Source organism: Mesobacillus jeotgali (genome assembly GCF_014856545.2).
GTDB lineage: Bacteria > Bacillota > Bacilli > Bacillales > Cytobacillaceae > Mesobacillus.
Genome location: NZ_CP109811.1, coordinates 3617994 through 3632448, shown reverse-complemented (window position 1 = coordinate 3632448; position 14455 = coordinate 3617994). Strand labels below are relative to the sequence as shown.

Genomic DNA, 14455 nt, shown 5'->3' with positions numbered 1-14455 from the left:
GATATGTGTGGTCAGACCACTGAAGACTTTTTCTATAACCAGGTATTTTATCATTGTCGTTTTGGCTAAAATATTGCTCTTCTCTGGTTCATAGCTGAATGGAGTACGGCAAAAGCCAAATTTTGACGAAGAAAGCCTATAACTAAGGAGTGGACCTGAGTTGACTTTACGTGAAGAAGCTTTGCACATGCACCGTGTAAACAAAGGGAAATTAGAGTCAAAATCAAAAGTGCCTGTAAGGAATGCAAGGGACTTAAGCCTTGCTTATTCGCCAGGGGTGGCGGAGCCTTGCAAGGAAATATATGATAAGCCGGAAACTGTTTTTGATTATACAATGAAGGGCAATATGGTAGCCGTTGTTTCTGATGGCACAGCTGTATTGGGCCTGGGGAATATCGGTCCTGAAGCGGCACTTCCAGTAATGGAAGGAAAAGCTGTTCTTTTTAAGAGCTTTGCCGGAGTCGATGCCTTTCCTATTTGTTTGAATACAACAGATGTTGATAAGATTGTCGAGACTGTAAAGCTGCTTGAGCCGACTTTTGGCGGAGTCAACCTGGAGGACATCGCAGCTCCAAATTGTTTCGCTATAGAAGAACGCTTGAAAAAAGAAACGAATATTCCGGTATTCCATGATGATCAGCACGGAACTGCGATTGTCACAGTGGCTGGTCTCGTAAATGCCTTGAAAATTGTCGGCAAAAAAATGAATGAAATTAAAGTGGTCGCGAACGGAGCAGGAGCAGCTGGAATTGCGATCATTAAGCTTCTCTATTCTTACGGAGTCAGGGACATCATCATGTGCGATACAAAGGGTGCGATCTATGAGGGCCGCCCTAACGGCATGAATGCGATCAAGGACGAAGTGGCTAAATTCACGAACCGAGACAATGTGGAAGGATCACTTGCGGATGCGATTAAAGGAGCAGATGTATTCATCGGAGTTTCTGTCGCTGGAGCACTGACTTCTGAAATGGTCCAGACGATGAATAATGATCCTGTTATTTTTGCGATGGCAAATCCGGTGCCGGAAATCATGCCTGATGAAGCCAAGGCAGCTGGAGCGGCAGTCATAGGTACAGGCCGATCCGACTTCCCTAACCAGGTGAATAATGTTCTTGCATTCCCGGGGATCTTCCGCGGAGCATTGGATGCCAGGGCTACCCATATCAATGAAAAGATGAAGGTAGCTGCTGTTAATGCAATCGCCAGCTTGATTGAGGAATCCGAGCTTTCAAGCGATTACGTCATTCCTGGCCCGTTTGACCCGCGTGTGGCACCTGCTGTTGCAGCGGCTGTTGCAAATGCGGCGATGGAAACCGGTGTCGCACGTATTAAAGTGGATCCGGAAGAAGTTAAAGAGCGCACCATGCGCCTTGCATTGATTGGAAAAGGTGAGTGATCTCTTAGTGGCACAGCCTGAAAAAAGCACAAAGGTATATGTGGAAATCGTCAGGCAGCTAAGGGAAATGATTAATAAAGACGGCTTAAAGCCAGGGGATAAAATTCCATCCGAACGTGAACTTTCAGAGCGCCTGAATGCCGGGCGCTCCTCCGTTCGCGAGGCATTACGCGCCCTTGAGCTTCTCGGCTTGATTGAGACGAGAAGGGGAGAAGGAACATTCATCAGGGACTTCCGCGGCAACCAGCTTGTCCAATTATTAAGCACCTTTATCCTGCAGGATGAAAAAGCAAAAAATGATGTTGTCGAAACGAAAAATATGATTGAGGTCGATTGTCTGTACCTGGCATCCGAAAAGATACAGGAAGACGAAATCAGAAGATTAAAGGTCTGGATAGATGACCATAATTTTGAGGACGAGGAATTTTTCAGGAAAATTGCCGAACTTGCCGACAATCATCTTTTTTATCGAATTTGGTATATACTGAATGATTATTATAATGCTCTTCAGCTTAAAGCATCACCAGCTGAAAAACAAGACTATCACAAACTGGCAGACTCACTTGAATCAAAAAAAGGAGATCTGATCCTGGAAAGGTATCGCATGTTGCGGAAAATGTCGACGGAATGACGACATGAAGTAACATCTTTTGTAGAAAGGATGTTATATACTTGTGGACATGCCTATGATGCCTGGAGGGCAGCCTCTCTTTCTTTTTTGAAATAGTGGTCTGGCCACTTAGTGCTTTGTTCCTAAATTTAGGGTATTACAAAACAACCAGTATTATTCGGAGGGGGTTTTAACTTGCTTAAGGAGCTTTTTACGAAAACGAAAAAGAAAAAGTACGCGACAATTCCTTCTGAAGCAGCGAAACAGGATGTTCCTGAAGGAATCATGACGAAATGTCCGAACTGCAAGAAAATCATGTATACAAAAGAGCTGAATAAAAATTGTAAGGTGTGTTTCCAATGCGGTTACCATCATCAGATGAATTCAGCGGAACGAATTGATAGCTTCCTGGATGCAGGAAGTTTTAGGGAATTGAACCGCGAGATGGTTTCAGGCAATCCTTTGGGCTTCCCTGGATATGAGGAAAAGCTAGAAAAGGACCAGGATAAGACAGGCTTAAATGAAGCTGTTGTTACTGGGGTAGGCAGTGTTGGCGGATTTGATGTCGCGATTGCGATTATGGATGCGACCTTCAGGATGGGAAGCATGGGTTCTGTGGTAGGCGAAAAGATTACGAGGGCAATTGAAAAAGCCGATGAATTATCCATTCCATTCATCATTTTTACCGCATCGGGCGGAGCGAGGATGCAAGAAGGTGTTCTCAGCTTGATGCAAATGGCCAAAACAAGTGTCGCATTGAAAAGGTTCAGTGATAATGGCGGGTTGATCATTTCGATCATGACTCACCCGACAACAGGAGGAGTCTCTGCGAGCTTTGCTTCATTGGGGGATTACAATCTCGCAGAACCAGGAGCTTTGATTGGATTCGCAGGACGAAGAATCATTGAACAGACAATCCGTGAAGAACTTCCAGAAGACTTCCAGACATCGGAATTCTTGCTTAAGCACGGTCAGCTAGATGCTGTGATTCCGAGAACAGAACTGAAGGAGAAAATTGCGGGAATACTTGAAATCCATCAGCCAGGAGGGACATTCGAATGGCAGGAGAACTAGAATTTGAGAAACCGGTTTTGGAACTAAGAAAAAAAATCAGCGAGCTAAAGGAATTTACCAGGACAGCCGATGTCGATCTCACTTCTGAAATAGATAAACTTGAAGCGAGGCTCCAAAAGCTTGAATCGGAAATATACGAAAACATGAAACCATGGGATAGGGTGCAGATTGCCCGTCATCCGAACCGCCCTACTACGCTTGAATATATTTCTTTGTTATTTACCGACTTCTTTGAATGTCATGGAGACAGGACATTTGGAGATGATGAAGCTATCGTTGGCGGTATTGCGAAGTTCCATGGCTATCCGGTGACAGTCATTGGCCATCAGCGCGGAAAGGATACAAAGGAAAATATCCGCAGAAATTTTGGCATGCCACATCCCGAGGGTTACAGGAAAGCTCTCCGTTTGATGAAGCAAGCTGAAAAATTCAGGCGCCCAATTATCTGCTTTATCGATACGAAGGGAGCTTATCCCGGAAAAGCGGCAGAAGAGCGCGGGCAAAGTGAAGCGATTGCCCGAAATCTATTCGAGATGGCTGGACTTACGGTTCCGGTAATCTGTGTTGTCATCGGCGAAGGCGGAAGCGGGGGAGCACTCGCTCTTGGAGTCGGCAATTATATTCACATGCTGGAAAACTCGACCTACTCCGTTATTTCACCTGAGGGCGCAGCGGCTATTCTCTGGAAGGATTCTTCCTTGGCGAAAAAAGCCGCCGAAACGATGAAGATTACAGCTCCAGATTTGAAGGGGCTTGGAATCATAGATGAGATCATTCCCGAAGTAAAAGGCGGGGCGCATAAAGATCTGAAGCAGCAGGCAAAGTATATGGATAAAGTTTTAAAAGATTCGATGTCCGAACTGCTTGTGCTGGATGAAGAAACACTGCTGAGCCAGCGCTATGAAAAATACAAACGAATTGGAGAGTTTTCGTTTCCAACTGAATTTATAGGGGTAAAATAAAACGTGCCAATCTGCACGTTTTATTTTTTATTTTATAAAATTTAAGCTTGACAACTCGGACATGTACCTAAAATCAGTCATAAATGCGGAGGCAGCTTGGCTAAAAATCCTATTGAAGCGCTTGCAATTACGTGATAATTCCGTCTTATTGTCAATATTGAGGATTCAGTTGAGATACGGTATTCTACGTGGTATTTTAGAAATATTCCCGGGTATTCTGTTCATAATAAGATAAGCTAGTAACAGGATACTACAGTGATTAGTTTTTTGGTACAGTACATACTGAATGAGGTGAAAAGATGAAAAGAATTGGTGTTTTGACGAGCGGCGGGGATTCGCCTGGCATGAATGCTGCCGTACGTGCGGTTGTTAGAAAAGCCATCTACCATGATGTAGAGGTTTATGGTGTATATGGCGGTTACGCTGGCTTGATGAGCGGAAATATTAAAAAGCTGGAACTTGGATCAGTTGGTGACATCATTCATCGAGGCGGAACTTTCCTTTATTCCGCAAGAAGTGAAGAATTCAAGACAAAGGAAGGCCAGCAAAAAGGAATACAGCAGTTAAATAAGCTTGGTATTGACGGACTAGTCGTTATTGGCGGAGACGGTTCTTACAGAGGGGCAAAGGCGTTGACGGAGCAGGGATTCCCTTGTGTAGGTGTGCCTGGAACCATTGACAATGATATCCCAGGAACTGAATTCACAATCGGATTTGATACAGCGCTTAATACTGTCATCGATGCAATCGATAAAATCCGTGATACTGCTTCTTCACATGAAAGAACATTTGTTGTCGAAGTAATGGGACGCAATGCTGGAGACCTGGCATTATGGGCTGGTCTGGCAGGCGGTGCGGAAACAATCCTGATTCCTGAGGATCCGCATGATATGAAGGATATAGCTCACCGCCTTAAAAAAGGGCATGAACGCGGGAAAAAACACAGTATCATTGTTGTGGCAGAGGGCGTCATGAACGGATATGATTTCGCGAAGCAACTGCAGGAAGAGACTGACTTTGACACACGCGTAACAGTCCTTGGCCATGTTCAGCGCGGCGGAACGCCTACAGCATTCGACCGTGTACTTGCAAGCAGGCTGGGAGCACGGGCAGTAGAGCTTTTATTGGAAGGTAAAGGTGGACGTGCTGTCGGAATGGAAAATAATCAACTAGTTGATTACGATATCATTGAAGCTTTGGCAAAGGAACATACTGTTGACTTGAACTTATATAAATTATCGAAAGAGCTTTCTATCTAATCTCTTTACAGTAAACCAGGAGGTTGCAAGCTATGCGCAAAACAAAAATTGTTTGTACAATTGGTCCCGCTAGTGAAAGTGTTGACAAATTGGTTCAATTGATTGAAGCAGGTATGAATGTTTCCCGTCTTAATTTTTCACACGGAAATCACGAGGAACACGCAGCACGTATCAAGAATATCAGAGAAGCTGCAAGTAAAACAGGGAAGAATGTTGGTATTCTTCTTGATACAAAAGGCCCGGAAATCCGTACGAACGATATGGAAAACGGAGCGATCGAGCTAACGACTGGCCAGGAGTGCATCGTTTCTATGACAGAAGTTCTGGGTACTGCAGAAAAGTTTTCAGTTACTTATGACCAGTTGATCGAAGATGTTCATCCAGGGGCTAAAATTCTCCTAGATGATGGTTTGATCGGGCTGGAAGTTATCAGCATCGACAAGTCTAGCAATGAAATCAAAACCAGAGTTCTTAACAGCGGAACGCTTAAGAATAAAAAAGGTGTCAACGTTCCTGGTGTATCTGTCAACTTGCCGGGAATCACAGAAAAAGACGCAAAGGATATTCTTTTCGGTATTGAGCAAGGCGTAGATTTTATCGCAGCATCTTTTGTACGCCGTGCAACAGATGTATTGGAAATCCGCCAGCTTCTTGAGGAAAACAACGGAACTCGTATCCAAATCATTCCGAAAATCGAAAACCAGGAAGGCGTCGACAACATCAACGAAATTCTTGAAGTTTCTGATGGCTTGATGGTTGCCCGTGGTGATCTTGGTGTTGAAATCCCGGCTGAAGAAGTACCACTTGTGCAAAAAGATTTGATCAAAAAGTGCAACACACTTGGCAAGCCTGTTATCACGGCAACTCAGATGCTTGATTCCATGCAGCGCAACCCTCGTCCTACACGCGCGGAAGCAAGTGACGTAGCAAACGCGATCTTTGACGGTACAGATGCCATCATGCTTTCCGGTGAAACAGCTGCTGGACAATATCCAGTTGAAGCTGTACAGACAATGCATAACATCGCATCACGTGCAGAACAAGCGCTTGATCATAAAGAACTTTTATCAGCTCGCAGCAAAGACACAGAGCACAATATCACGGATGCTATCGGACAATCGGTTGCACATACAGCGTTGAATCTTGAAGTCAATGCAATCATCACGCCGACTGAAAGCGGACATACAGCACGTATGATCTCAAAATACCGTCCGAAGGCTCCAATTATTGCAGCGACTTCGAATGACCATGTTCTTCGCCGCCTGGCTCTTGTATGGGGAGTATATCCACAACTAGGCCAGAAAGCTGAAACAACAGACGAAATGCTCGCTATCGCAGTAGAAGAAAGTGTGAACAGCGGCCTTGTTTCCCACGGTGACCTCGTCGTCATTACAGCTGGAGTACCGGTTGGAGAAGCAGGCACTACGAACCTGATGAAGATTCATGTAGTAGGCGATATCCTTGCAAAGGCTCAAGGTATCGGACGTAAATCTGCATACGGAAGAGTAGTCGTCGCAAAGGATGCACAAGAAGCGATCAGCAAGGTAAAACAAGGCAGCATCCTGGTAACAATCGGTTCAGACCGTGAAATGGTGCCGGCACTCGAGAAGTGCAGCGCCTTGATCACACAAGAAGGCGGTTTGACAAGCCACGCAGCAGTAGTCGGATTAAACCTTGGAATCCCAGTCATCGTTGGCGTAGAAAACGCCATGCAACTATTCAAAGATGGCCAGGAAATCACCGTAGACTCTGCAAGAGGCGTCATCTACAAAGGACATGCCAGCGTTTTATAATTAAGGTAGGCTCCAAATTTAGCGTGAAATCAACTTTGATTTCACGCTTTTATTTTATGTTGCTGAAGCCGTTCCAAGTTCGGACAGCTTTCATAGGAAACGGGGAAAAGATGTCACAAGTTAGCCTAAGTTCAGACAGCTTTTATAGGAAATGCGGAAAAGCTGTCACAAGTTAGCTCAAGTTCAGACAGCTTTCATAGGAAATGAGGAAAAGATGTCACAAATTAGCCCAAGTTCGGACAGCTTTCATAGGAAACGGGGAAAAGATGTCACAAGTTAGCCTAAGTTCAGACAGCTTTTATAGGAAATGCGGAAAAGCTGTCTGAAGTAGCGCCAAGTTCGGACAGCTTTCTTGGGAAATGCGGAAAAGCTGTCTGAAGTAGCGCCAAGTTCGGACAGCTTTCATAGGAAACGGGGAAAGCTGTCTGAAGTAGCGCAAGTTCGGACAGGTTTTACAGGAAATGCGGAAAGCTTCTGAAGTAGCGCAAGTTCGGACAGCTTTCATGAGAAATGCGAAAAGCTGTCTGAAGTAGCGCCAAGTTCGGACAGCTTTCATGGAAATGCGGAAAGCTGTCTGAAGTAGCGCCAAGTTCGGACAGGTTTTACAGGAAATGCGGAAAAGCTGTCTGAAGTAGCGCCAAGTTCGGACAGGTTTTATAGGAAACGGGGAAAAGCTGTCTGAAGTAGCGCCAAGTTCGGACAGCTTTCATAGGAAGTGAGGAAAAGCTGTCTGAAGTTGACTTTGGGTCATACAAACTTTAAACGAAATTCATGACAAGTATTCGATTTCTAAAAGATCTCCAGCAATCATATTATTGTATTCTCAGCATCCCGGCACGTATAATAGAAGGACACGCTATTCCAATACATTGAGGTGGAGAATGAAATATATTTTTTTGTTTTTAGTTATTGTTCCGGCTGCTGAGATTGCCGTCCTGCTTCTTGCGGGTCAAACAATTGGTATATGGCCGACGATCCTGCTCATCATCCTTACAGGTTTCCTCGGAGCTTTTTTGGCAAAGCAGCAGGGTTTGGAAACGATAAGACGAACTCAGAACCAGTTAAGCAGAGGCATGATGCCTGGAGATGTCATCCTGGATGGGGTGAGCATTCTTGTCGGAGGTACTCTTTTGCTGACACCGGGTTTCATAACAGATGCTCTGGGATTTTTACTGCTGGCACCACCGACCAGGAAGTTTTTCAAAGCACTGATGCTGAAATTATTCCGTAACTGGATCGATAAAGGTACGATTAAAGTCATTCGATGACAATAAAACGCCAACCCCTATCGGTTGGCGTTTTTTAGTATTCTATTTAAACCAAGTGATTCAACCAGAAGAAAGCCCCTATTTTATGATAACCTCGTCTTTTCCTTTAATGAAGGACCAAATATCCTGGAATACATTCGCGCGCTGCAGGGTATTGAAAATCACCAGGATGACTGGACCGACAATCAGTCCAAGGAAGCCGATGGTTTTGAAGCCGACGAACAGGGCGATCAAGGTCGCCAGCGGGTCAAGGCCAATGCTTGATGAAAGAATTTTCGGCTCCATTATCTGTCTCTGGACCAATACAACAACATACAAAATACCTAGCCCGATTGCCGTACTCATCTCTCCAGCAATTGCTCATAGATAATCCACGGAACGAAAACTGCACCCGTACCGAGGTAGGGAATGATATCCACTATACCGGTAACGAGGGCAATCGTGATGGCATAATCGATACGAAGAATCAACAATCCAATCAGAATGATGACGGTAGTGATCGAAACCAATGTTGCCTGAGCCCTGACAAACCCGAATAAGGCTTTCTTTAAATCGTCAAACACAGTCTTGCTGCTTGTCCTTGCGCGATTAGGCAAAATCCTAGTACCCATTGATGATAATCTATACCAGTCCTTACTTATAAAGAAAGTACCCAGCAGCGAGAAAATGAGGACAGTTGCTGCGTTCGGAAACCAGGACAGAATGTTGGGGATTTTTCGAAAAAGTCCTTGATAAAATTCCCTGCCGTTGTTCCGATGGTTGCGCCGACATTCTGGATATTATCCATTATGGTATCCTGCTGGCCTGACTCAAGGCTTTGGAACATACCGGTTAGCTGGTTGTAAATGGGTATGAGTTGAGCGGCAAATAAATGTTCAATATAATCAATCAAGGTAATCAGATGTTCAGGGACTACTTTCGCAAGGTATTCTGCTCCCGAAGCAATTTCGACTACAAGCAGTGTAACCATTCCTGCAAACACCAGCATAATCAGCAATAGGGAAATGAATACTGCCAGGGCTCTTGGCATTTTTGCCTGTGTCTGGAAGAAATTGACGAGCGGATTCATCATAAAGGCAATCAGGAAACCGATGATGAATGGATAAGTTACCTTAGAAACGAAAAAAAGTGCAAACGCACCGGCCACAACGGCACCAATGACAAAAATGAAACGCAATGTTCTATGCAGGTATACGGGATTCAAACAGGTTCCTCCTTTTGGAATGGCCAACTGGTTGCCGATACTTTTTGCATATCTTAAAATCTTGAAGCCAGTCCTGAAAATTACCTAAAATATACGGCTTTCCTTTTTAAAAGATTCGATTTAATTTTTAAAAATCCTTTAAAGTCCTAAATATCCCGTTCATGGCCTGACACATGATTGGTTTTGTCCTAACAAAATCCTAAAGAAATTTTTCGAATTTAAACAAACAGCTAAGGCGTATAATCAGCAGGTGCATTGATCAAAATCCTACTTGTTTGGTGTAATATTTTTAATTATGTTACAATAGTTTTAACCGTGGAAGGATGACAAATTTATGCTAGAGCCTATGCTTTTTTTACTAACTTTATTGGCGATTGCTTTTCTGGCGAAAAACCAATCACTAATTTTTGCGGTGCTGGTCCTGATTGTGATGAAGATTGCCGGATTTGAGGCCAAGACATTTTCGCTGCTGCAGGGGAAGGGTATTAACTGGGGTGTAACGGTCATCACTATTGCTGTCCTGGCACCAATCGCAAGCGGTGATATCGGCTTCAAAGATTTAGGCGGTGCTTTCAAGTCACCTTATGCATGGATCGCCCTGATTTCAGGAATGGCAGTTGCTCTGCTTGCAAAAGGCGGGGTTACCTTGCTTGCTGAAGATCCCCATATAACAACTGCACTTGTACTGGGAACAATTTTGGCTGTTTCATTATTCAAAGGAGTAGCAGTAGGCCCTCTGATTGGGGCTGGTATCGCATTTGCGGCTATGAAAATCTTTGAATTCTTTAAATAGCCTTTTTGTAAAATAATATTTTATTTTGATTTAAGTTGTTTTCATTCACAAATGTCAGATAATTGTTTATAATAGGACTTGTAACTGCTTCCATCCTCTACATAGGCCCGGGGGTGGAGTGAGAATCCACGGTTTTTATATTTAACAAAATGTAAGCATTTTCTTTTTGCCGGTTGCCTGAGCAAGCGCTCGATACCCATAGCATCATATAGTGGCATTTCGGCTGAATTCGGTCTGTCGCCGGCGAATGGTCCGGCTTTTCGTATAAAGTGTCAGAAATTTCTATTTTCTGACATCGCTGTTTTTAACAGCAGTCCAACATACAGACAAAATGGGATATGGGGAAATTAACTACAAAGGAGAGATTGAGTATGACAGTAACACGTGGTCTTGAAGGGGTAGTGGCAACAACATCTTCTATCAGCTCTATTATCGATGACACGCTGACTTATGTTGGCTATGACATTGACGATCTAGCAGAAAATGCTAGTTTCGAAGAAGTGATTTACTTATTATGGCACCGCAAGCTTCCTACAGCCGCAGAATTGGACGAATTGAAGAAGCATCTTGCAGAGAATGCAGCTTTGCCAAAAGAAGTATTGGAACATTTCAAGATGTACCCGATTGACAAGGTCCATCCGATGGCTGCAGTTCGCTCAGCTGTATCTCTTTTAGGATTGTATGATGATGAAGCGGATGTAATGGAAAAAGAATCTAATTATCGCAAAGCAATCCGCCTGCAGGCTAAGATGCCGGCTATCGTAACGGCTTTCGCAAGAGTAAGAAAGGGTCTTGAGCCTATCGCGCCAAGAGAAGACCTTAACTTCGCGGCTAACTTCCTATACATGCTGACTGGAGAAGAGCCTGATGAAGTAGCTGTAGAAGCAATGAACAAGGCATTAGTCCTTCATGCTGACCATGAACTTAATGCTTCAACATTCACTGCGCGTGTATGTGTTGCGACTCTTTCTGATGTGTATTCTGGAGTCACAGCTGCGATCGGTGCATTGAAAGGGCCACTTCACGGAGGAGCAAATGAAGCAGTTATGAAGATGCTGACTGAAATCGGCACTCTTGATAATGTAGAGCCGGCAATCCGTGGAAAGCTTGCGAACAAAGAAAAAATCATGGGCTTTGGACACCGCGTATATCGCCAGGGAGATCCGCGTGCGAAGCATTTGAGAGAAATGTCCAAGAGGCTGACTGGACTGACTGGTGAACCTCACTGGTACGAAATGTCCACAAAAATCGAAGAAATCGTGACAGGCGAAAAGAACCTGCCGCCAAACGTTGACTTCTACTCTGCATCTGTATACCACAGCCTTGGCATCGATCATGACCTGTTCACGCCAATCTTTGCTGTAAGCCGTGTGTCTGGTTGGCTTGCACATATTCTTGAACAGTATGACAACAACCGTCTGATCCGCCCTCGTGCTGATTACACGGGTCCTGGTAAACAGGAATATGTTTCCATTGAAATGAGATAATTTAAAGAGATAGAGGAGCAATATTTTACTTTTCAGTGAAAAATTGCTGTAATAGGAGAGTAAGGAAGTTAAGCACCCTTTTCAGCTCCTTAATAGGTGAAAAGGGTGACTGATATTTCCGCATGCAAGGTTAGTGGCAACCAAGCCTGCTAACCTTTGATTCTGTTAATGAATTAGGATTCTGGAGGGAGAGAATAACATGCAAGGTGAAAAAATCACAGTTAAAGATGGAGTTTTAAACGTACCAAACAATCCAATCGTTCCTTTTATCGAAGGTGACGGTACAGGTCCTGACATCTGGGCAGCTTCTGTCCGCGTTCTTGATGCAGCTGTTGAGAAAGCATACAAGGGTGAGCGCAAGATTGTCTGGAAAGAAGTTCTTGCTGGAGAAAAGGCATTCAACCAGACTGGTGAGTGGCTGCCAAGCGAAACTTTAGATTTAATCAATGAGTACTTAATCGCTATTAAGGGTCCTTTAACAACACCTATCGGCGGCGGAATCCGTTCCCTTAACGTTGCATTGCGCCAGGAATTGGATCTATTCGTATGCCTGCGTCCTGTTCGTTGGTTCGAAGGTGTTCCTTCTCCGGTTAAACGCCCGCAAGACACTGACATGGTTATTTTCCGTGAAAACACTGAAGATATCTATGCTGGTATCGAGTATGCAAGCGGATCTGATGAAGCTAAGAAGCTTCTTGAGTTCCTGCAAAATGAAATGGGTGTAAACAAAATCCGTTTCCCTGAAACTTCAGGTCTTGGAATCAAGCCTGTTTCCAAAGAAGGAACAGAGCGCCTTGTACGTTCAGCGATTAATTACGCCATCACTGAAGGCCGTAAGTCAGTAACGCTTGTACATAAAGGCAATATCATGAAATTCACTGAAGGTGCGTTCAAAAACTGGGGTTATGAACTTGCTGAAAAGGAATTCGGCGATAAGGTATTCACATGGGCTCAGTATGACAAGATTAAGGAAGAGCAAGGTACTGATGCAGCGAATAAAGCTCAGTCTGACGCAGAGGCTGCCGGCAAAATCATCGTTAAAGATGCGATTGCAGATATCTTCCTTCAGCAGATTCTTACACGTCCGAAAGAGTTCGATGTTGTTGCAACAATGAACCTTAACGGAGACTACATTTCTGATGCACTTGCAGCACAGGTAGGCGGTATCGGTATCGCTCCTGGAGCAAACATCAACTATGAAACTGGCCACGCTATTTTCGAAGCTACTCATGGTACTGCTCCTAAATATGCTGGTTTAGATAAAGTTAACCCATCATCAGTTATCCTTTCAGGCGTACTTCTGCTTGAGCACCTTGGCTGGACTGAAGCAGCGAACATGATCGTCAAGTCTATGGAAAAGTCAATCGCTTCAAAGGTTGTAACATATGACTTTGCTCGTTTGATGGATGGCGCTACAGAAGTCAAGACTTCTGAGTTCGGTGATGAACTGATCAAGAACATGGGCTAAAAATGTGCGAAAGGCTATCCTTTATAAGGATAGCCTTTACATAAATAACATATATTTTAAAAATATATTCGTTCTGAGGAGGAAGCCTTATGTCATTGAAACGCAAAAAGATTTCAGTCATTGGTGGAGGATTCACAGGAGCAACAACAGCATTCTTGCTAGCACAGAAGGAACTAGGGGATGTAGTATTAGTCGATATCCCGCAAATGGAAAATCCTACAAAGGGTAAAGCACTAGATATGCTTGAAGCGAGCCCGGTCCAGGGTTTTGACGCTAACATTACCGGTACTTCCAGCTATGAAGATACGAAAGGCTCAGACATCGTTGTTGTAACAGCTGGTATTGCACGTAAACCTGGCATGAGCCGTGATGACCTTGTCCAGACGAACCAAAAAATCATGAAAAGTGTAGCCCAGGAAATCGCCAAGCACTCTCCTGACAGTTTCATTGTTGTATTGACTAATCCGGTCGATGCGATGACATACACTATTTTCAAAGAGTCGGGCTTTCCTAAAAATCGCGTAATCGGCCAATCAGGAGTATTGGATACCGCCCGTTTCCGTACTTTCGTTGCCCAGGAATTAAACCTTTCAGTTAAAGACGTCACTGGTTTTGTTCTTGGAGGCCACGGTGATGACATGGTTCCACTTGTGCGTTATTCATATGCAGGAGGCATTCCTCTTGAAACACTTATTCCAAAAGATCGCCTGGATGCTATCGTTGAACGCACCCGCAAAGGCGGCGGCGAAATCGTCAACCTTCTTGGGAATGGCAGCGCTTACTATGCGCCAGCAGCTTCTTTGGTTGAAATGTGCGAAGCGATCTTGAAGGACCAGCGACGTGTATTGCCTTCTATTGCCTATCTAGAAGGAGAGTATGGATACGAAGGAATTTACCTTGGAGTTCCAACAATCCTCGGTGCAGGCGGTATCGAGAAAGTAATCGAGCTTGAACTGACTGCTGAAGAAAAAGCAGCACTTGATAAGTCTGCAGAAGCTGTCCGCAACGTCATGGCAGTTCTTGCTTAGTCGTTAACAGATTACTAGTAAATTAAAAAATCGGGGAATATTCCCCGATTTTTTTACACAATTTATAAAGTATATGAACTTGGGACCAGAACTTCTATTGCAAAGGGGTA

Annotated in this window: 11 protein-coding genes and 1 pseudogene; 11 read left to right on the top strand and 1 reads right to left on the bottom strand. The window is 44.2% G+C overall.

Features of this window, described 5'->3' with window-relative positions; genetic code table 11:
• The first annotated feature begins 160 nt into the window (after positions 1 to 160).
• The 7 genes from FOF60_RS18615 to FOF60_RS18585 all read left to right on the top strand — a co-directional run bounded on the left by FOF60_RS18615 (position 161) and on the right by FOF60_RS18585 (position 8365).
• Complete coding sequence (locus FOF60_RS18615) at positions 161 to 1399, top strand: NADP-dependent malic enzyme (protein ID WP_192473738.1); 1239 nt, start codon at positions 161 to 163, stop codon at positions 1397 to 1399.
• 67 nt (positions 1400 to 1466) lie between these two features.
• On the top strand, positions 1467 to 2030 hold the full coding sequence (locus tag FOF60_RS18610; RefSeq protein ID WP_225650517.1) for a FadR/GntR family transcriptional regulator: 564 nt from the start codon (positions 1467 to 1469) through the stop codon (positions 2028 to 2030).
• Positions 2031 to 2204: 174 nt separating this feature from the next.
• The gene (gene accD / locus FOF60_RS18605; RefSeq protein WP_192473740.1) at positions 2205 to 3083 is read left to right on the top strand and encodes an acetyl-CoA carboxylase, carboxyltransferase subunit beta; all 879 of its coding nucleotides are present in this window, start codon (positions 2205 to 2207) and stop codon (positions 3081 to 3083) included.
• Entirely contained in the window at positions 3068 to 4045 is a 978-nt protein-coding gene (gene accA, locus FOF60_RS18600) for an acetyl-CoA carboxylase carboxyl transferase subunit alpha (RefSeq protein WP_192473741.1), read from the top strand. The genes accD and accA overlap by 16 nt, the downstream gene beginning before the upstream one ends.
• Before the next feature lie 299 nt (positions 4046 to 4344).
• The gene (gene pfkA, locus FOF60_RS18595) at positions 4345 to 5304 is read left to right on the top strand and encodes a 6-phosphofructokinase (RefSeq protein ID WP_192473742.1); all 960 of its coding nucleotides are present in this window, start codon (positions 4345 to 4347) and stop codon (positions 5302 to 5304) included.
• Positions 5305 to 5336: 32 nt separating this feature from the next.
• A complete protein-coding gene (pyk, locus tag FOF60_RS18590) occupies positions 5337 to 7097 on the top strand; it encodes a pyruvate kinase (protein WP_192473743.1) in 1761 nt (586 codons plus the stop codon).
• Positions 7098 to 7978: 881 nt separating this feature from the next.
• Positions 7979 to 8365 carry an FxsA family protein gene (locus FOF60_RS18585; protein ID WP_192471419.1) on the top strand — a complete coding sequence of 129 codons (387 nt, stop codon included), beginning with the start codon at positions 7979 to 7981 and terminating at the stop codon, positions 8363 to 8365.
• Between the two features lie 78 nt (positions 8366 to 8443).
• Here FOF60_RS18585 and ytvI read toward each other — a convergent pair.
• Positions 8444 to 9569: pseudogene (gene ytvI, locus FOF60_RS18580) on the bottom strand (sporulation integral membrane protein YtvI).
• Positions 9570 to 9903: 334 nt separating this feature from the next.
• Between ytvI and FOF60_RS18575 the strand changes: the two are divergent.
• The 4 genes from FOF60_RS18575 to mdh all read left to right on the top strand — a co-directional run bounded on the left by FOF60_RS18575 (position 9904) and on the right by mdh (position 14345).
• A complete protein-coding gene (locus FOF60_RS18575; RefSeq protein WP_192471420.1) occupies positions 9904 to 10362 on the top strand; it encodes a DUF441 domain-containing protein in 459 nt (152 codons plus the stop codon).
• Between the two features lie 371 nt (positions 10363 to 10733).
• Positions 10734 to 11849, top strand: coding sequence for a citrate synthase (gene citZ / locus FOF60_RS18570; RefSeq protein WP_192471421.1), 1116 nt, complete (start codon positions 10734 to 10736; stop codon positions 11847 to 11849).
• A gap of 199 nt (positions 11850 to 12048) precedes the next feature.
• Entirely contained in the window at positions 12049 to 13317 is a 1269-nt protein-coding gene (gene icd / locus FOF60_RS18565) for an NADP-dependent isocitrate dehydrogenase (protein ID WP_192471422.1), read from the top strand.
• Between the two features lie 89 nt (positions 13318 to 13406).
• Complete coding sequence (gene mdh / locus FOF60_RS18560; protein ID WP_192471423.1) at positions 13407 to 14345, top strand: malate dehydrogenase; 939 nt, start codon at positions 13407 to 13409, stop codon at positions 14343 to 14345.
• Positions 14346 to 14455 lie beyond the last annotated feature (110 nt).